Annotated in this window: 22 protein-coding genes and 1 tRNA gene; 10 read left to right on the top strand and 13 right to left on the bottom strand. The window is 66.1% G+C overall.

Annotated elements, in window-relative coordinates; translation table 11 throughout:
* Positions 1–35: 35 nt before the first annotated feature.
* A tRNA-Leu gene (locus BLS11_RS06215) sits at positions 36–120 on the bottom strand.
* Positions 121–203: 83 nt separating this feature from the next.
* Between BLS11_RS06215 and BLS11_RS06210 the strand changes: the two genes are divergently transcribed.
* On the top strand, positions 204–512 hold the full coding sequence (locus BLS11_RS06210) for a cyclin family protein (RefSeq protein WP_092534692.1): 309 nt from the start codon (positions 204–206) through the stop codon (positions 510–512).
* A 1-nt stretch (position 513) separates the two neighbouring features.
* Here the strand turns inward: BLS11_RS06210 and BLS11_RS06205 are convergent, their stop codons facing one another.
* The 5 genes from BLS11_RS06205 to BLS11_RS06185 all read right to left on the bottom strand — a co-directional run bounded on the left by BLS11_RS06205 (position 514) and on the right by BLS11_RS06185 (position 4,366).
* Positions 514–1,029, bottom strand: a complete 516-nt coding sequence (locus BLS11_RS06205) for a phosphopantetheine adenylyltransferase (RefSeq protein WP_092534689.1) — start codon at positions 1,027–1,029, stop codon at positions 514–516.
* A 91-nt stretch (positions 1,030–1,120) separates the two neighbouring features.
* A complete protein-coding gene (locus BLS11_RS06200) occupies positions 1,121–1,645 on the bottom strand; it encodes a winged helix-turn-helix domain-containing protein (RefSeq protein WP_092534686.1) in 525 nt (174 codons plus the stop codon).
* A 51-nt stretch (positions 1,646–1,696) separates the two neighbouring features.
* A complete protein-coding gene (locus tag BLS11_RS06195; protein ID WP_092534683.1) occupies positions 1,697–2,818 on the bottom strand; it encodes a glutamate--cysteine ligase in 1,122 nt (373 codons plus the stop codon).
* 67 nt (positions 2,819–2,885) lie between these two features.
* On the bottom strand, positions 2,886–3,521 hold the full coding sequence (locus BLS11_RS06190) for a fibrillarin-like rRNA/tRNA 2'-O-methyltransferase (protein WP_092534680.1): 636 nt from the start codon (positions 3,519–3,521) through the stop codon (positions 2,886–2,888).
* On the bottom strand, positions 3,518–4,366 hold the full coding sequence (locus BLS11_RS06185) for an NOP5/NOP56 family protein (RefSeq protein ID WP_092534677.1): 849 nt from the start codon (positions 4,364–4,366) through the stop codon (positions 3,518–3,520). The genes BLS11_RS06190 and BLS11_RS06185 overlap by 4 nt, the downstream gene beginning before the upstream one ends.
* Before the next feature lie 136 nt (positions 4,367–4,502).
* On the opposite strand from BLS11_RS06185, the gene BLS11_RS19825 reads away from it, so the two are divergent.
* From BLS11_RS19825 to BLS11_RS19680, 8 genes are all read left to right on the top strand, one after another.
* Positions 4,503–4,637 (top strand): hypothetical protein, encoded by a 135-nt coding sequence (locus BLS11_RS19825; protein ID WP_258555384.1) that lies wholly within the window; start codon positions 4,503–4,505, stop codon positions 4,635–4,637.
* A gap of 3 nt (positions 4,638–4,640) precedes the next feature.
* Positions 4,641–5,150, top strand: a complete 510-nt coding sequence (locus tag BLS11_RS06180) for a DUF8009 family protein (RefSeq protein ID WP_245698779.1) — start codon at positions 4,641–4,643, stop codon at positions 5,148–5,150.
* A 42-nt stretch (positions 5,151–5,192) separates the two neighbouring features.
* The gene (locus tag BLS11_RS06175; protein ID WP_092534674.1) at positions 5,193–5,654 is read left to right on the top strand and encodes a hypothetical protein; all 462 of its coding nucleotides are present in this window, start codon (positions 5,193–5,195) and stop codon (positions 5,652–5,654) included.
* Positions 5,655–5,687: 33 nt separating this feature from the next.
* Positions 5,688–6,332 (top strand): DUF6517 family protein, encoded by a 645-nt coding sequence (locus BLS11_RS06170; protein ID WP_092534670.1) that lies wholly within the window; start codon positions 5,688–5,690, stop codon positions 6,330–6,332.
* 94 nt (positions 6,333–6,426) lie between these two features.
* A complete protein-coding gene (locus BLS11_RS19310) occupies positions 6,427–6,597 on the top strand; it encodes a hypothetical protein (protein ID WP_175454394.1) in 171 nt (56 codons plus the stop codon).
* Positions 6,594–7,592 (top strand): magnesium/cobalt transporter CorA, encoded by a 999-nt coding sequence (gene corA / locus BLS11_RS06165; protein ID WP_092534667.1) that lies wholly within the window; start codon positions 6,594–6,596, stop codon positions 7,590–7,592. Before BLS11_RS19310 ends, corA begins: the two co-directional genes overlap by 4 nt.
* A 232-nt stretch (positions 7,593–7,824) precedes the next feature.
* Positions 7,825–8,817 carry a transcription initiation factor IIB gene (locus BLS11_RS06160; protein ID WP_092534664.1) on the top strand — a complete coding sequence of 331 codons (993 nt, stop codon included), beginning with the start codon at positions 7,825–7,827 and terminating at the stop codon, positions 8,815–8,817.
* A gap of 188 nt (positions 8,818–9,005) precedes the next feature.
* A complete protein-coding gene (locus tag BLS11_RS19680; RefSeq protein ID WP_092534661.1) occupies positions 9,006–9,185 on the top strand; it encodes a DUF7836 family putative zinc-binding protein in 180 nt (59 codons plus the stop codon).
* A 101-nt stretch (positions 9,186–9,286) separates the two neighbouring features.
* Here BLS11_RS19680 and BLS11_RS06150 read toward each other — a convergent pair whose 3' ends face one another.
* Positions 9,287–9,694, bottom strand: a complete 408-nt coding sequence (locus BLS11_RS06150) for a translation initiation factor IF-2 subunit beta (protein ID WP_092534658.1) — start codon at positions 9,692–9,694, stop codon at positions 9,287–9,289.
* A gap of 206 nt (positions 9,695–9,900) precedes the next feature.
* Between BLS11_RS06150 and BLS11_RS06145 the strand changes: the two genes are divergently transcribed.
* Complete coding sequence (locus BLS11_RS06145) at positions 9,901–10,137, top strand: UPF0058 family protein (protein WP_092534656.1); 237 nt, start codon at positions 9,901–9,903, stop codon at positions 10,135–10,137.
* A 192-nt stretch (positions 10,138–10,329) separates the two neighbouring features.
* Here BLS11_RS06145 and BLS11_RS06140 read toward each other — a convergent pair whose 3' ends face one another.
* The 6 genes from BLS11_RS06140 to BLS11_RS06115 all read right to left on the bottom strand — a co-directional run bounded on the left by BLS11_RS06140 (position 10,330) and on the right by BLS11_RS06115 (position 16,747).
* The gene (locus BLS11_RS06140; protein ID WP_092534653.1) at positions 10,330–10,764 is read right to left on the bottom strand and encodes a DUF555 domain-containing protein; all 435 of its coding nucleotides are present in this window, start codon (positions 10,762–10,764) and stop codon (positions 10,330–10,332) included.
* A gap of 176 nt (positions 10,765–10,940) precedes the next feature.
* On the bottom strand, positions 10,941–11,858 hold the full coding sequence (locus BLS11_RS06135; RefSeq protein ID WP_092534650.1) for a DNA-3-methyladenine glycosylase family protein: 918 nt from the start codon (positions 11,856–11,858) through the stop codon (positions 10,941–10,943).
* Positions 11,859–11,924: 66 nt separating this feature from the next.
* Positions 11,925–12,881 (bottom strand): mechanosensitive ion channel family protein, encoded by a 957-nt coding sequence (locus BLS11_RS06130; protein ID WP_092534647.1) that lies wholly within the window; start codon positions 12,879–12,881, stop codon positions 11,925–11,927.
* Between the two features lie 281 nt (positions 12,882–13,162).
* Positions 13,163–14,650, bottom strand: coding sequence for a 4-alpha-glucanotransferase (malQ, locus tag BLS11_RS06125; protein WP_092534644.1), 1,488 nt, complete (start codon positions 14,648–14,650; stop codon positions 13,163–13,165).
* Positions 14,651–14,733: 83 nt separating this feature from the next.
* Positions 14,734–15,672, bottom strand: coding sequence for an endonuclease/exonuclease/phosphatase family protein (locus tag BLS11_RS06120; protein WP_175454393.1), 939 nt, complete (start codon positions 15,670–15,672; stop codon positions 14,734–14,736).
* 160 nt (positions 15,673–15,832) lie between these two features.
* A complete protein-coding gene (locus BLS11_RS06115) occupies positions 15,833–16,747 on the bottom strand; it encodes an endonuclease/exonuclease/phosphatase family protein (RefSeq protein WP_114936158.1) in 915 nt (304 codons plus the stop codon).
* Positions 16,748–16,857 lie beyond the last annotated feature (110 nt).

Genomic DNA, 16,857 nt, shown 5'->3' with positions numbered 1-16,857 from the left:
GGCAAGAAAACACGAAGACGGCGTAGCCGTCTTAGTGCGCGGGACCGGATTCGAACCGGCGGACCCCTATGGGACAGCGTCCTAAGCGCTGCGCCGTTGGCCTAGCTTGGCTACCCGCGCGCACTCCCTGCTAGCCCCATCGGGACAATCAACCTGTCGTTCCGCGCGGAGGGTTCATGTACGATGGCGCGCAACGAACTGGCATGTACAGCGCCCGGGACAGAGTCGAGAACGAGGAGTGGTTGACGCACATCGAGACGGCGGCGGACAGACTCGAACTCGGCTCCGAAGCGCGGTCTTACGCGTCGGATATGTTCCTCTCGCAGATACCGGCGTCCGATAGGTCGAAGAAGGCCATCGCCGCCGCCAGCCTCTACGCGGGCGCACTCATCGCGGGCGAGGAACGCTCCCAGACCGAAGTCGCGGACGCCGCCGACGTCACACGGCTGAGCATCCAACAGCGGTGGAAAGACATCCTCGAAGACGCGGGGTTCCGCCCGCCGTCGTGGTGAGTTAGGAGTCGTCGCCGTCGTCGTCCACCGGTTCCATCGGGTCGCGCCCCTCGCGTTCGGGCGTCACGTTCCCGTGGCGGTCGATTTCGCCTTGGACGATGCGCGTCGAGGAGATGCGCTCGCCGTCCTCGGCGACGACGTGGTCCACCACCTCCACGTCGAGTGGGTCCAACCCGCGCTCTTTTCGAATCTCGTTGACTCGCTCCGCGCCGTCGGTCGTCTCCGGGGAGACGACGAGGACGTCGAACTGCGGTTCGGTCGCGATGCCGGTCGGTTCGGTGAGTTCTCGGACCTCGAAGGAGCGGTCGTGCTCCGCCGCGAGCGGTTCCAGTTCCTCGACGAGGCGGCGGCGGCGTTCCTCGAACGACCGGACGTAGCGGTCGACGTGGCGGGTTTCGGGCGCGAGTTCGTCGCTCGTGAGACCGACGGTCACGTCCCCGAGTTCGAAAGCCCGCTCGAAGAGTGCGACGTGGCCGTCGTGGACCGGGTCGAAGGTCCCCCCCAGCGCGACGTTCATATCCGGGCGTCGGCCCGCCGCGACTTAAACAGGTCGGCTCGGCAAAGCGAAGGACCGCACCGCCCCGGCGAGGGGACCGGCGGCGAACCGGTCACTCCTCGGCCGCTTCCTCGACGGTGATGGTGACCGGTTCCGCGTCGCCGTCGGCGTCCGCGCCGCCGAGACGCCGGTCGAGGTTGAACACGGTGTTCAACTGCGACTGCACCTGCCCGACGACGCCGTGGACGAGTTCGCTCGGCGGGATGGCCGTGTACTCGTAGGGGTTGTTGCCCGCGCCGGAGTTCTGTCGCTTCCGGCGGGCAACCGTCTCCTCGTCGTGGAGTTCCGCCAACGCCTCGCGGACCGTGCTCGGGTACAGTCCCGTCCCGTCGGCGACTTCCTCGCTGGTCGAGTGGGGGTGCTGTCGGAGGAACACGTAGATTCGCGCGCGCGTCTCCGTGTCGAGAAGCCACGCCAAGAGGTCGACGATGCCCTCGTCGAACTCCTCTACGGCGCGGTCGGCCTCCGCTTCGAGGCGCGTTCGCGGCGAGCGTTCGGTCGTCGATTCGTCGGCGGCTACCTCGTCTGTATCGGCAGTCCCCGCCTCCGTGTCGTCGTCGATATCGTCCGCAGACATACTGTTCTACCAACAGGGACAAAACCGCACCGTGAAAAGTTTTCCGTGGCGTCAGTCGAGACACAGGTCCCGACAGAGGGCGTCCAATCCCTCCGACTCGTGGATTCGTCGCTGTCGCTCCGCGCCGCTTTCGCGGTCGTACACCTCGCGGAGGCCGGACACGCCGAGTCTGTCGCACTCCTCGGCGACGAACGTTTCGAGGGAGACGGTGTCCGCATCGTCGAGAGAATCCCGGCGTGCCGCCGACCAGCGGTCCGCGACGCCGTCTCCGACGATGAACTCCGCGTCGTGGCCGTACCGCATCGCGCGCCACTTGTTCTCGTCGAGGAGTTCGCGGCGGACGTCCGAGCCCGACTCGCCGTCCTCGTAGCGGTCCGCCAAATCGAGGACGAGGGCGTGGACGTACTCGACGAACGCCATCGTGAGTTCGGGGTCCGCCTGCCCATCGGGGGTTCTGACCTCGACGGTGCCGTGGCCCGTGTGGGGGCGCACGTCGTACCACAGTTCCCCGCGGTCGTTTATCGACCCGGACTCGACCATCCGGCGTTCGAACCGCCGGTACGCCTCGAAGTCCTCGAAGTGCGTCGGCATGCCCGTGTTCGGGAGGTTCTCGAATATCTTCGCGCGGGCCGACGACAGGCCCGTGTCGAACCCGTTCCAGAACGGCGAGTTCACGGACAGGGCCAACACCGGCGGGAGGTACCACCGGAGTTCGTTCGCCACCCACGTCGCCTTGTCCGCGTCGTCCACGCCGACGTGGACGTGGAGGCCCGCGGTCGTGTTTCGGTGCTGCGGATACTGGATGCGGTCGAGTTGCTCCTTGTAGCGCGGTTTCGTCGCGTGGTCGAGTTCCCGCCACTTCGCGGCGGGATGCAGACCCGCGCCGGCGATGCGATAGCCGTGTTCCGCGGCGTAGTCGACTAACGCCTCGCGGACGGCGCGGACTTTCTCTGCGGCCTCGTCCGGGCGTTCGATGAGGGGCGTCTGCGTCTCGATGGTGAACTGGAACAGTTCGTGGTCCAGGCGGCCTTCGAGTATCCCCGACGGTTCGTGGTCGTAGATCAAGTCCGCGATGCCCGATGTCGGGCGACCGTCGGCGTCGACGATGTAGAACTCCTCTTCGACGCCGAGCGTACCCATCCGGTCGAACGCGTCCGCGGACCCTAGCTCCATCGCTCCGTCGTTCGAGACGGTCGATTAAATATGTCGTGGACCCCGGCGAGGCGGAGGGGCGAAACCCCTACTTCGGTTTCGCGACCACGCCGAGGTGGTCGTCGTGGTAGCGGTCGAGGCGCACCGTCTCCAGAATCTCGTACCCCTCGCACAGTTCGTCGGTGACGCTCTCGAACACGTCCGCAGGGTCTTCGAGAACGTCCTCGCTTCTGGCTTTGACCGCCGCGAGGAGAACGCCGTCGTCGGCGAGGAACCGCCCGTTCCGGAGGGCGACCGTCGCCTGCCCCCGCGTCGCCACGTCTTGGACGATGCAGTCCACGTCCGACTCGACGACGTGCGCGTACGTCTCGGGCTTTCGGGCGTCCTTCAGGAGGGGAAAGAGGTTCTGTCGGTCCTCGGCGACGCCGACCAAGTCGCGGACGGGACGCGGCGCGAACTCGACGGCGTACGTCGGCCCGGCGAAGTCCGCGACGTGCGAGACGGTGGTCCCGGAGGCCGCCCCCAGATACAGGACCGTCTCGCCGCCCTCTAACCCCGTCTCGACGCCGAGTTCGAGCATCGCGCCGAGTTTCGACCGACCCGCGTCCCACGCGCGCCACCCCTCGTCGGTCGGTTCGCCGTAGACGGTCGCCCCCCGCGTCGCCAGTCTCTCTCGGCCGTCGAACCTGCGGCGTTCGACGCCCTCGGGGAGGGAGTCGCTCATTCGTCCACCTCCCGCGCGCGAATGGTCTCCATGCGTTCCCGCAACTCCTCGTGGAGGTCCGGGCGGAAGTCGCCGGCGTAGTGGTCGATTCGCGCGGCGATGGCGAGTTTCCCGGCGAACGCGCGGGCGGCCGATCCCCGGTTTTCGGGGTGGGTTCCGCGGACGTACTCGTGGGTGAAGATGACGCCGTGTTTGGGAGAGGACCCGCGACCCCGGAGGTGCGCGAAGAGGGCGTCTTCCGCGCCGAGGACCTGCACGGTGCCGGAGGGCTTCTTCGCCAGCGATTCCAGACCGCCCGCGAGGGCGACGAGTCGCGCCGCCAGCACCGGCCCGGCCATCTCCGAGAGGTTCGGCGCGGCCGTCGGCGCGCGCGTCTCGACGAACGCGCGCAGGTCGTCGCGTTCGTCCGCGAGGTCCGCGACGCGTTCCGCGAGGGAGACGACTCGCTCCTCGACCGGCGTCTCGGGCTCTTTCTCGGCGATGTCGCGCGCGCCGTCGATGCCGACGCCCGCGTCGTCGTAGAGCGTCCCGGCCCACTCCGCGAGGCGTTCGGCGAGTTCGTTCGCCGTGCGTTCGGCGTCGTCCATCGCCCTGACGGCGTGGACCAGTTGCTTGTCGTCTGCGCGTTCGCGTTCGGCGGCGGCGTCGCGCGCCGCGTCGATGGTCGCAGCGCGGAGTTTCTCGTAGTAGTCCGACTCGTCGGCGGCGAACCCGGCGTCTACGGCTCGCGTCGGCCAGTCCGCGGGCGCCTCCGCACGGCCCTCGCGAATCGCCGTCGCCGCCGCGTCGTCGCCGGCGTCCGCGTCTTCGAACCATCCCGCCTCCGCGGGGGTTCCGTCGGTCATACCCACCCCTTCACGTCGGCCTTGTATATGCGTTCTCGATGCGGTCGCACCGCCGTGGACCGCGTCGGCGGGTGGTCCCCGTCCCCGAACCATGGCAACTCTTAACATTGTGAGACGATAACGTAGCGTCGTACATATGAGCGAGCGGGTGTCCTTCGTCTGTCGAGAGTGCGGCGCACGGGTTTCTCCGGGCTCGTTCCGGGCGAACTGTCCGAACTGCGGCGGCGAACTCGGGCCGGACGCCGAACCGCGGGCGGCGGCGGGCGACTGACCGATGGGCGCGGACGGCGAGCGCTCTCGGTCGGACGGTGACGACGAGGCGCGGAGCGACGCGTCCGTCGATGCGCCCGACGACGCCGGCGGTTCGACCGACCCCCGCGTCGTCCGTTCGCTCGCGGTGACGACGGACGACGTGGTGACGGCGTTGGAGGCGAACCAACGGCGCGGGACGGACGCCGTCCTCCGCGTGACGCCGCCGTTCGCCGGGCGGATGCGCGCGCGGTTGCACGTCGAGGGCGGAGAGGGCGAGTACGGCGGCGAGGTGACGCCGCTTCACATCGACCCCGAGGCGTTTCTGGCGACGAACCTCCCGTACCCGACCGTAGACGAGACGGGTGACGAACTGCGGGCGTCCGAGGAGGCGTACACGCGGGAGCGACACCGGTCGCGGCACGCCGAGGCCGTCGAGCGGTGGCGCGCGGCGGTCCGGAACTCGCTCGCAGGTAGCGTGACGATTCCGCTCGACGGCGACTCCCACGCCGTGGACGTGCGATATCTCGGCTGACCGCGACGACTTTTACCGCCTGCGCCGAGTAGAACGGACGAGATGAGTCGCGGTTCAAGCGGCGACGGGTACAGGCGGGGACGCGACGTCGAACGAGAGCGGGACGACTCGACGGTGAGCGGTCGCTACCGGCAGGTGCTCCCGGTTATCTGGGGTACCGGAGCGGCGGTCATACTCGTGCTCTCGTTCCTGAACATCGGATTCGGAGTCGTCCTGCGCGCAATCGCGGGTGTCTTCCTCGTCACGCACATCTTCTTCGCCGGACTGATCCGCGCCGACATCAAGTCGCTCCGGCGGCAGGGCGTCGATTGGGGGCACTCGCGGCACCTATGGTTCGGCGCGGCGTTCACCCTCCCGTTCGTCGCCCTCGCCTACTACTGGTACAGCGGACGCGTCGTCCGGCGGGTGAACGAATCCCGCGGCGTGGCCGACGCCGGTGACGCGAGTGACGCCGACAACGGGAGGCAGGACGCGTCCGACGACCCTCCGGCGCGGTCCACGTAGTTTATTTCTCTCGGCGCGAAACGGTCGCACACTATGAAAATCAGCCGTACAGTAGCCGTCCTTCTCGCAGTCGCGGTGCTCGTCTCGACGAGCGGATGCGTGGGCGTTCTCACCGGGCAGGAACCGCTCACCGTCTCCGCCGACCCGGCCGCCGTCGAGGAGTCCGTCGCGTCGAACGCCGGGTACGCCTCGAACGGGACGAGGACCGTCGAGGTGAACCGCACGTTCAGCGTCGCCGGGCAGGAGCGAACGGTCGTCGCGGAGAACAAGATGACGACGTACGAGAAGTCGCTGGACCTCGTGGTCGTCGAGGCGAAGTTGGGCGTCTTCACCGTCGTCTCGACGCCCGCCGTCGAAGTCGCCGGGAAGACGCTCAACCCCATCGGCGACTACTCGAACGCGCGCCTCGTCGAACTCGTGCAGAACCGATACAGCGGCCTCTCGGACGTCCGGAAGGTGAGTTCGCGGACTATCACCGTCCAAGGGACGGAGACCGAGGTGACGAAGTTCGCCGGGAAGGCGAACGTCCAAGGGCGGCAGGTGGACGTGTACGTCCACGTCACGAAGTACCGCGACGGCGACGACTTCGTGGTCGCCATCGGCATCTACCCGCAACAGCTTAACGGTGAACAGCAGAACGTCATCTCGATGATGCGGGCGATTCAGCACCCCGCATAGTCGGCGAACGACGCCCAGACGGGACGTTCGCGTCCGGGCACCGGGCCGCCGTCGACCGAACAACGCTTTTCTCCCCCCGGAGAAAGAACCGGACATGAACAGGTTGCGGACCGCGGGTATCGCCCTGACCGTCGTGGGAGTAGTCGGGTACGTCGCCGGAACCGTCGAGGCGTACCCCGGTCGCTCCGCGTCGGTCATCGGCGTGATGGTCGGAGTCACGCTCTACTCCATCGGCCGGAGTATCGACAGGGAGACCGCGGAATGATTTCGTCTCTCGTCTACGACGCGGGCGACGTCGACGAGTTCCGGGTCGAGTCGGAGACGGACCTCAGAGAGGCGCGCGACGCGCCCGGCACGACGTGGGTGCGCGTCGCCGACCCGACGGACGCGGAGCTAGAGCGGATAATCGACGCGTTCGGCGTCCACCCCCTCGCGGTCGAGGACATCCAGAACGACGTGCGGCCGAAAACCGAGGAGTACCCCGCACACACGTTCGTCCTCGTGAAGACGGCGATGCTCCGCCGGGGGGAGACCACGTTCGACGAGGAGGTTCGCACGCGGCCGGTCGGACTGTTCCTCGGCCCCGAGTGGTTGGTCACGATAACCGACGAGGAGGGGCCGGTGAGCGCGGTGTCGCGCGTCTGGCGGTCGGTGGAGAACCGCGACGGGCGGACGCTCCAGTACGGCCCGGACTTCGCCGCCTACCGGGTCGTCGACCGAATCGTGGACGACTACTTCGACCTCTTAGACGACGTGGAGGACACCATCGAAGACGTGGAGGACGGCGTGCTCGAGGAACCCGACGAGGACGTGTTGGAGGCGTTGAACGCGGTCAGACGCGACCTCCTCTCGTTCCGGAAGGTCGTCTGGCCGACGCGGGAGGCCATCGCAGTCCTCTCCCGCGGGGACGCCGTTCACGTCCGAGAGCAGACGGAACGCTACTACCGCGACGTGTACGACCACCTCGTAGAGGTGGTAGACCTCACTGAGACGTACCGCGACTTGGCGCGCGGCGCGCGCGACATCTACCTCAACGCCCTCTCCCAGTCCACGAACGAGGTGATGAAGCGCCTCACCGTCGTGGCGACGATATTCATCCCCCTCACCTTCGTCGTCGGGGTGTACGGGATGAACTTCGCGAACAGTCCGTACAACATGCCCGAACTGGAGTGGGCGTTCGGCTACCCCGCGGTGATGGTAGGGATGGCGTTCGTCTCGTTTATCCTCCTCGCGTACTTCCGGCGCGAGGGATGGATGTAATGAATAATCATGTCGAAAGGTATAAGTAGTCCTTCTGTCCGAAAACAGGAATCACCCAGTCGGCGGATTTCACGATTATTGAGGCTTCGTACGCCGGTTTTACCGCCCCGAAATTTGGCAAAGGTTTAAGTACTTTGCCGCCTTACTAAGGGTAAGGACTCATCTGGTCCGGGCATCTGCTTTCTCTCATCTTCCACCGGTCCGGGGCGAGTCTGCGTCAACACCCAACACCATGAGCGATACAACAATCCGAGAGTACGTCAGCACGAATCGACAGCAGACTACCGACGAACAGACCGAAGAACGAACGAACGAGACCGAACGCGAAGAGACCTGTCCCGAGTGCGGCGGCGACCTCGTCGCCGACGAGGAACACGGCGAGACCGTCTGTGCGGACTGCGGACTCGTCGTCGAGGAGGACTCCGTGGACCGCGGGCCGGAATGGCGCGCGTTCAACTCCTCGGAGCGCGACTCGAAGTCCCGCGTCGGCGCACCGACGACCCACATGATGCACGACAAGGGTCTCTCGACCAACATCGGGTGGCAGAACAAGGACGCCTACGGGAAGTCGCTGTCGGCGCGTCAGCGCGAACAGATGCAGCGTCTCCGCACGTGGAACGAGCGGTTCCGCACCCGCGACTCCAAGGAGCGCAACCTGAAGCAGGCGCTCGGCGAGATCGACCGGATGGCCTCGGCGCTCGGCCTGCCCGAGAACGTCCGAGAGACCGCCTCGGTCATCTACCGCCGCGCGCTCAGCGACGACCTGCTGCCGGGACGCTCCATCGAGGGCGTCGCGACGGCGTCGCTGTACGCCGCGGCGCGGCAGGCGGGTACCCCCCGCTCGCTCGACGAGTTAGAGCGCGTCTCCCGCGTCGACAAGATGGAACTGACCCGGACGTACCGCTACGTCGTCCGCGAACTGAAGCTCGAAATCGAGCCCGCCGACCCCGAGCAGTACGTCCCGCGGTTCGCCTCCGACCTCGACCTCTCCGACGAGGCCGAACGTGAGGCGCGCCGGCTACTGCGCAACGCCAAGGAGTCCGGCATCCACTCCGGGAAGTCGCCGGTCGGCCTCGCGGCCGCCGCCGTCTACGCGGCCGCCCTGCTCACCAACGAGAAGGTGACGCAGAGTCAGGTCAGCGACGTGGCGAGCATCTCGGAGGTCACCATCCGCAACCGCTACAAAGAGCTCCTCGAAGCGGACGACCGAGGAATCTTCGCGTAAATCGCTCAGCGGTGCGGGGACTTCGGTGACGCCGACGGTAACCGCCCACGGCTCTCTTCTTTCTCTCTTTCCGTCTTCTCTCCTTTGTCTCTCTGTAACTCGGCGCTCTCCCCGTCGCTGCCGTCTTTCGGTCGCGTTTATCATATTCGCGGAAACATTTATTGACATGCCGAGTGTCACCTGCCCACATGGTCGAAGCCTTTGTCCGTCTGTTGTGTCCCGAATGTCGGAAGGACTGGGAGTCCGCGCCGACTGATCTGTTCGACCCGAAGGAGAACTTTACCTGCGAAGGCTGCGGCACGACTCGTCGACTCTCCGAGTTCATGCGGACCGAACGCGACCTCGAAACGGTGAAACAGTTTCAGTAGCGGCTCCGTCCGGTGAAACGGAGCGATACGCCCGGTAACGGAGCGGACGCTACCGGGAACGTGCGATGCGGCGAGAACGAGTCGGCGCGCTGTGATCGGCGTTACTGGTCGGGGACCGGCGAGAGCGCCCCGCAGGCGTCGCACTTCAGCACCGTCGCACCCTGTTCTTCGACGAGTCGCGTGTCCGGCGACCCGCACTCGCCGCAGAGGACGAACGAATCGACGTACTCGTCTATCGCGTCGGCGACCCGACGCTGTTTGAACGACCCCGTAAACCGGGCGCGGTCGCGGGCGTCGACGCTCGCACTCGTCCCGAGTTCCGTCTGCAGGAACTTCAGCAGGTGGTCGGGGTCGCGCGCGAGGCGGTCGTACGTGTCCTCGAAGTTCTCGTACACCGTCGCGTTACCCTCCTGTCGAATCGTCGGGTCGGGGACCTCGAAGCGATGTTGACCCTCCGCGACGTCCGGCGTCTCCTCTAGCGCCCGGTCGAGAGTATCCTCGTAGTCCATACCTGACGTGAGGGGACGCGGTCCCTAAAACGTTCACGCCACCCGTCCGATGCGCCGTTATATGACTGATAACAGTCGATAAACTTCACGATTGAAAACACGGGAAACGCATGAATTAACCGGGTGATTCGCCCGATTTTGGAAGTCGTGTGTTAACGCGAGTCAAGATAGTAATATAATCCTCCGGTTGTAACAAACTGGTGCTCATGAAGAAGCAGGAGCTCATCCACCTGCACGGCCTGCTCGCAGAAGTACACAGTCACGTAGAACAGTGGGAAGACGACGACGTTCCACTTACTGCGTATAACGAACTTGGGGTTCGGCCGACGTCTATCCACAAGTCCAAGACAGACCACAAAGCAGCCGTGTTCAAACTGGCGAAAGGCATCACCTCGTCGTTCGAAGAGACGACGCAGGAGCGCGTTGCTCCGAAGGCCGACTGAGAGTACAACCGACTCAGTTACTCCCAGTCAGTTCCACCGCCGAGTGACAACTACCGGCGCGCGGAAAACCGTGCGTCGAGAGTCGCACGGCGCCGCACCGATACGATAGCGGAACGGAATCTCCTTCGTTATATCCATCTTAACGGCACGTTTGAGAGAAAAGCGGAGTGCGGGAGTCGCCGGGGAGGCGCATCAGGAGTCGTCTACGAGCTCCTCGAACTCGGGGATGAGGTCGTCGTCATCGTCGTCGACGGAGTCGGTGGAGTCGGACTCCTCGCGTTCGTCCTCCTCGTCCGGCAGTTCCTCGACCCGGAGGATTTTCAGCGGGACGTTCTCGAGGAGTTGACCGATCTCCTTCCGCGCGATTCGGGAGGCGTGCTCCTCCTGTTCGACGTTGAAGACGGTCATCTCCAGTTCGAGGGCGACGAGCGCCTCGTCTGCGGCGATGAACGCGGGGGGTAGTTCCTCGCCCGACGGAGAGGTCCGCGACCCCATGTTTATCTCGACGTAGTTGAGGTCCGGATTGAGCATCTCGCCCGTCTTCGAGATGGCGATGCGAATGGCCTCGTCGGGCGTCTCGACGTCGTACACCGGAACTGCGGCCTCGACGACGACTCTACAATCCATGACAGTAGAATGTAGCGTTGCCTGCGGCAAGAAACTTCGCCCGTGCGTCACGCGAAATGAGTCTCTAGACGGCGAGAGAGTCCGGTACGCAGTGAGAGACGGACGGCGGAAGGCCCCCGAAATCGACGGGGAGAGACGCCGCGAATACCGCTGCAAACGCCGTCTCTCCGACCGCCTCACTCGCCGCCCGCGCGGAGGTAGTGAAAGAGGTACGTCTGGGCGTATCCGGCGTACTCGCCGCCGAGTCGCCGTCGAATCGCCCGGGAGGTTTCGGCGTACGTCCCCCGGTCGCAGTCGGGGTAGTGGTCGGCGATAGCCGACTGAATCCACGTATCGAGGGGGACGGCTTCGAGGAACCCGAGCGAAAACAAAAGGACGCAGTCGGACACTTTGTCGCCGACGCCGACGAACCGGGTGAGTCTATCGCGGGCCGCCTCGTACTCGAGTTCCGTCGCGTCGAGCGGGTCCTCGCCGCCCGCGACCATCTCGGCGGTACGCTGAACGTACGGCGCGCGGTAGCCGAGACCCAACTCGCGCAGTTCCGCCTCCGTCCGTCCTGCGAGTCGGTCCGGCGAGGGGAACGCCTCGAACGTTCGCCCCTCGACTTCGATTTCCTCGCCGTACGCCTCCGCGAGAGCCATCTGCATCCCGTGGATGCGGGAGACGCGCATCTGCGCGGAGCAGATGAACGAAATCAGGCAGGGAAACGGCGGGTCGCGGACGATTCGCATCCCCTCGTAGGTCTCGTAGGCGCGTTCGAGCAGGGGGTCCTCGGGCGTCGCGTCGTAAATCGCGTCCAAGTCGTCGTCCAACCGGAGGAGGTGTCTGAGAATCGGGACGGCGTCGCCCGTCGCCTCCCACTCCAGTCTGTCGTCGAGTTGCCGGACGCGGACGACCGTCCGTTCGTCGCAGACGCCGTCTATCGGCGGGACGACCGTCTCGTACCACGCGTCGCCGCCGTGGACGTCGATCGAGTCGTACATCCGACCGTCCGCGCGGTCCCAGAGGTAGGACTGACCGCTCTCTACCGTCGCCTGCAGGTCGAAGGGGCCGTCCACGTCCGCCAAGGGGAGGGCACCGGTTTCGAACGCCATCGTGCCGCGAGAGGGTCGCGGCCCGTTTCGGGGTTTCGATGCGCGGTTCGCGGCGGGGCCGACGCCTCAGCGGTTACGCCCGAGGGGGAACTTCACGCGTTCGTCGTGTTCGTTGAACTCCTCGAAGATGCGCTCGTAGAGGGCGTTTCTGGTCTTCGTCACGCGGCGCGGGTGCGAGAGGAAGCGCAGGTGGAGTTCGACCCACGACTCCGTCTGGACGATGTTCACCGTCGGCCGGTCGGGTACGTCGAGGTCCACCGGGGTGCGCGCGAGTCGCCGCCGGTACATCGTTATCGCCGCCTCCATCTCGTCGCCGAGGTAGTCGTCGGCCACGTCTATCATCGTCTGTCGGGCGAACGCGAGGTCCGTCTCGTAGGCGACCTGTATCGTCAGTTCGCTCCAGACGTACTCGAACAGCGTCGAGTAGTTCTTCACCTGCGAGGTGAGAAACTGCGCGTTCGGAACCGTGACGACCCGGCCGGACGGTTGATTCGTCGTCACGAGGTGGCCGTGAATCTCCCACAGTTCGGTCGCCAGAAATCCCACCTCGATGACGTCGCCGCGGGTGTCCTCGACTTCGATTCGCTCGCCGACGGCGAACGGACGCTTGAGCATGATGTAGAACCACCCGATGAGCGAGAGAATCGGCTGTTGGAGGGCGAAGGTGATGGCGAACCCGACCACCCCGAGGGAGAGCAACACCCCGACCCACTCCTCGGTGAGGACGCCGAGGACGCCCACGGCGGCGACGGCCCCGAAGCAGAGGCGAAGCACGTTCCGCGCGTCGTGGACGCGCCGCTTGTTCTCGAACCGCCCGCCGACGGCGTGCGTGACGATGGCGTAGACGCCGTAGGCGGCGGTGAGAACCGTTCCGACGGTGAGCACCTTCCGGACGAGGACGTTCACCGACTGATCGCCCACCGTGGCGTCGCCGAACAGTGCCGTCGTCGCGACGAACGCCGCGGCGAAACTGAACGTGAGTGCGAGCGCCAACGAACCGTAGCCGAGTCGTCGTGTAACCACGGGAGAATATCTTCCGTACGACAAGAAAAACTACCGAACTCCGCGTCCTCGGATTTCGTCGTCGGCCGGTTCGGAGCGGGGCGGTTCGCGCCGTCGAACGGGTGCGAACCTCGGAGGGAGAGACGCCGCGGCGGTACCGTCGCCGGCGGCCGGTCGGTCACGTCGAGTCACTGCCGCGGCCTACGACGGTCTACGAGATAATTCCGCGTATCGTCGGGAAATCCGACGGGTTCGGCCGGCAGTCGCGGGCGGGGTCGGCCGGTGAGGGCAGATTCGGTCAGTCAGTCGCGGATGTGCTCGTCGGTCAGGCCGGCGAGGCGGTTCGCGCAGTCGTCGTCGAACCCCTCCTCGGTGCACCGCCACCGCCAGTTGCCCTCGGCGGTGCCGGGGACGTTGAACCGGGCCTCGGACCCGAGTCCGAGGACGTCCTGCATCGTCGTGAACGCGAGGACGGCGTTCGACCGCCAGACGGCGTCGATTATCGACCAGTGAATCTCCGACCCGTCCGCGCCGATGTTGTAGTGGAGGCAGTCCCGCTGGTCGCCCGGCAGGTCCCCGTAGTACCCGACGAGGGTGTCCGTGTCGTGCGTCGAGGTGTACGCCGCGCAGTTCTCGGGGTAGTGCATCGGTTGGTACATGTGGCCCTGTTCGCACCACGCCGCGTACTGGGGGACGCGCATGCCGGGGAAGTCGAACCGGTCGCGGAGATTCACCACCCCTCGGTCGATGAAGCCGAGGTCCTCGACGACGAACGGCAGGTCGCCGAGTTCGCGTTCGACGGCCTCGAAGAACTCCGCGCCCGGCCCCTCGCGCCACTCGCCCGCGGCGGGCGGTTCGCCCGCGGGGATGGCCCAGTACTCGTCGAACCCTTTGAAGTGGTCGATGCGGGTGATATCCACGAGTTCGAAGAGCCGTTTCAGCCGGTCCATCCACCAGTCGTAGTCGTTCTCGCGGAGGTACTCCCAGTCGTAGAGCGGATTGCCCCACGACTGGCCGTCGTCGCCGGGATTGGGCGGGACGCCCGCGACCACCGCCGGTTCGTTCTCCTCGGTCAGGTCGAACGCCTCGGGGGCGGCCCACACGTCTGCGCTGTCGAGGGCGACGTAGATGGGCAGGTCGCCGACCAACCGCACGCCGCGTTCGTTGGCGTACTCCTTCAGGTCGCGCCACTGCCGGTCGAAGACGAACTGGACGAACTCGCGGTAGCGTATCTCCGCGTCCAGTTCCTCGCGGTGGCGTTCGAGGGCGTCCTCGTCGTGGGTGCGTATCTCCTCGGGCCAGTCCACCCACGCCCCGTCGTACCGCGTCCGGAGCGACATGAACAGGGCGTACCCGTCCAACCACGCGGACTCCCGGTCGCGGAACGCCTCGAACGCCTCGCGTTCGTCGCTCGTCGCCACCTCCTCGAAGCGGTCGAACGCCGCCCGGAGTTTCTCGCGCTTGTAGTCGCCGACGCGGTCGTACTCCACCTCGTGGTCGGAGAAGTCGGGGACGGGTTCTAACTCCTCGTCCGTCAGGTATCCCCGCTCTCGGAGTCGTTCGAGGCTGACCAGCAGGGGGTTGCCGGCGAACGCCGAGTACGACTGGTACGGCGAGTTGCCGAGGACCGACGACGTGGGACCGAGCGGGCAGAACTGCCACAGCGACTGCTCCGCCGAGTCGAGCCAATCGACGAACGTCCGGGCACCATCCCCTAAGTCGCCGATGCCGTGCGGCCCGGGGAGCGATGTCAGGTGCATGAAGACGCCGCTTTGTCGGTCGAATCGCATACACAATCCTCCGCGGCGTGACAGTTAAGCGTGTGGTCGGGCCACTCGGCGGAGACCCGACCACGGGACGGCCGCCCGCCCCGTCAGGGTTCGAAGTGCGCGATGACCGGCAGGTGGTCGGACCGGTACGCCCCCTCACGGATTCCGAGGGTCCGGTACTGGAGCACCTCGGCCTCCTCGGGAGTGAAGACGTAGTCAATTCGGTCCTCCAACTCGTCGGTGAAGTCGTGGAACGTGCCCCACGGACCGTACACCGAATTCGTTCCGGCCTCGCGACGGCCGTCGACGACGGGACTCGGACCGGCGCCCGTCCGACCCGCGATGATGTGGTACGGCGGTTCAGTCGGGATGGAGTTGAGGTCACCCGTGATGACGACCATCTCGCCGTTCTCCGAACGTTCCATCGCCCGTTCCCGGACGATGGTGGCCGATTCGCGGCGGGCCTCGGGGTCGACGTGGGAGAAGTGCGTGTTACAGAACCAGAGGTCGGTCCCCGTCTCGCCGTGAGTCAGGCTGACCCACGTCGAGATTCGGGGGTTCTCGGCGCCCCACCCGATGCTCGGTTCGTCGGGCGTCGGCGAGAGCCAGAACACCCCTCTGTCCCGTTCCTCGAACCGACCGCTCGACCACGCGATGGGGACGGCCTCGCTCTCGTCGCCGCCCTCGCGGCCGACGCCGTACCACTCGTAGTCGGTGACCGTCTCTCGCAGGTCGGCGAACTGGTTCGGTTGCGCCTCCTGCACGCCGAGGAGTTCGGGGTCGAGTTGGTCCACCACCTCGACGACTCGCGGCAGGCGCGACTCCCACGGGTAGTCGTCCTCCGGGTTGTCGTACCGAACGTTGAACGAACAGGCCGCGAGGACTCCGTCCCCGTCCGGTTGCTCGTACTCCGTCTTCTCCTCGGTCGGTTCCTCCGTCGTCTCATCCGCGGTCCCCTCGGCCGAAGCGCTTCCCAGAACACTCGGACTACCGACAACTCCGAGAGCGGCACCGACGCCGACGAGCGTTTTCCGTCGTGACAATCGTTCTACATCCATAACGATTGTTCGTGTCTGTTCACTCGCTAAAGTCTTCTCGCCGAGTGCGAGTATCTCAGTCTGAGGAGACGGTACGGAGGGTCACACCTTCGATCGAGGGTACCGGTTCGACGGATCGAATCGGGTCGGTCAACGAACCACCACGTCAGAACTCGAACGTCGCGGCGACGGGCAAGTGGTCGGAGCGGTACTCCCCCTCTCGAACGTCGAGCGTCTGGTACTCGCGGACGTCGGCCGCCTCGGGGGTCAGGACGTAATCGACCCGTTCTTTGGGCCGGTCGTTGAAGGCGTGGTACGTCTTCTCGGGGCCGGACACCGACTCCTCCTCGGCCTCGCTTCGGCCGTCGGCGACGGGACTCGCGGCGTCCGTCCCACCCGTGAGAACCTCGTACGAAGGGGACTCGGGGGCGGCGTTGAGGTCGAGGGTGACGACCGCGGTTTCGCCGTTCTCCGCGCGTTCGACCGCCCGGCGGCGGAGTAACTCGGCGGAGTTTCGGCGCGTCTCCTCGTTGGCCCACGAGACGTGCGTGTTGCAGAACCAGAGATCGGTCCCCGTTCCTCCGTCGGTGAGAGTCGCCCACGTCGCGATCCGCGGGTTTCGGGCGTCCCAACCGGTGCTCGGCTTCCCGGGCGTCTCCGAGAGCCAGAACTCCCCCGTCTCCCGCACCTCGAACCGATCGCTCCGCCAAGCGACGGGCACCGCCTCGCTCTCGTCGCCCCCCTCGCGGCCGGGGCCGTACCACTCGTAGTCGGAGAACGCCTCTTTCAGGTCGGCGAACCGGCCGGGACGAGCCTCCTGGACGCCGAGTAGGTCGGGGGCGATTCGGTCGATCGCCTCGGTGACGCGGGGACGGCGAGACTCCCACGGATACTCCTCGTCCGAGGTTTCGTGCAGGACGTTGAACGAACAGGCCGTCACCGGTCCGCCGCCGCCGTCCGACTGTTCGAAGTCGCACAGGTCGTCGTCGGCAGTCCCGCCCAACACGTCCCCGCCGCCGGCCGCGAGGCTCGAACCGATACCGAGGAGGGCGTCGCGTCGAGAGAGGGAACAGAGATCCATCCGTTGTATCGTCAGAGTTGACATTGAAAAGTACTTTTCAGAATACACAGTATTTCTCGTCTCGGAGAACTCCGGAGAACGGCGTTTTCCGGCGGAGGCCACCGTCCGGT

The organism is Halopelagius longus, assembly GCF_900100875.1.
Classification (GTDB): domain Archaea; phylum Halobacteriota; class Halobacteria; order Halobacteriales; family Haloferacaceae; genus Halopelagius; species Halopelagius longus.
The sequence above is the reverse complement of the archived record's forward strand: the minus strand, read 5'-3'. Positions and strand labels throughout refer to the sequence as shown.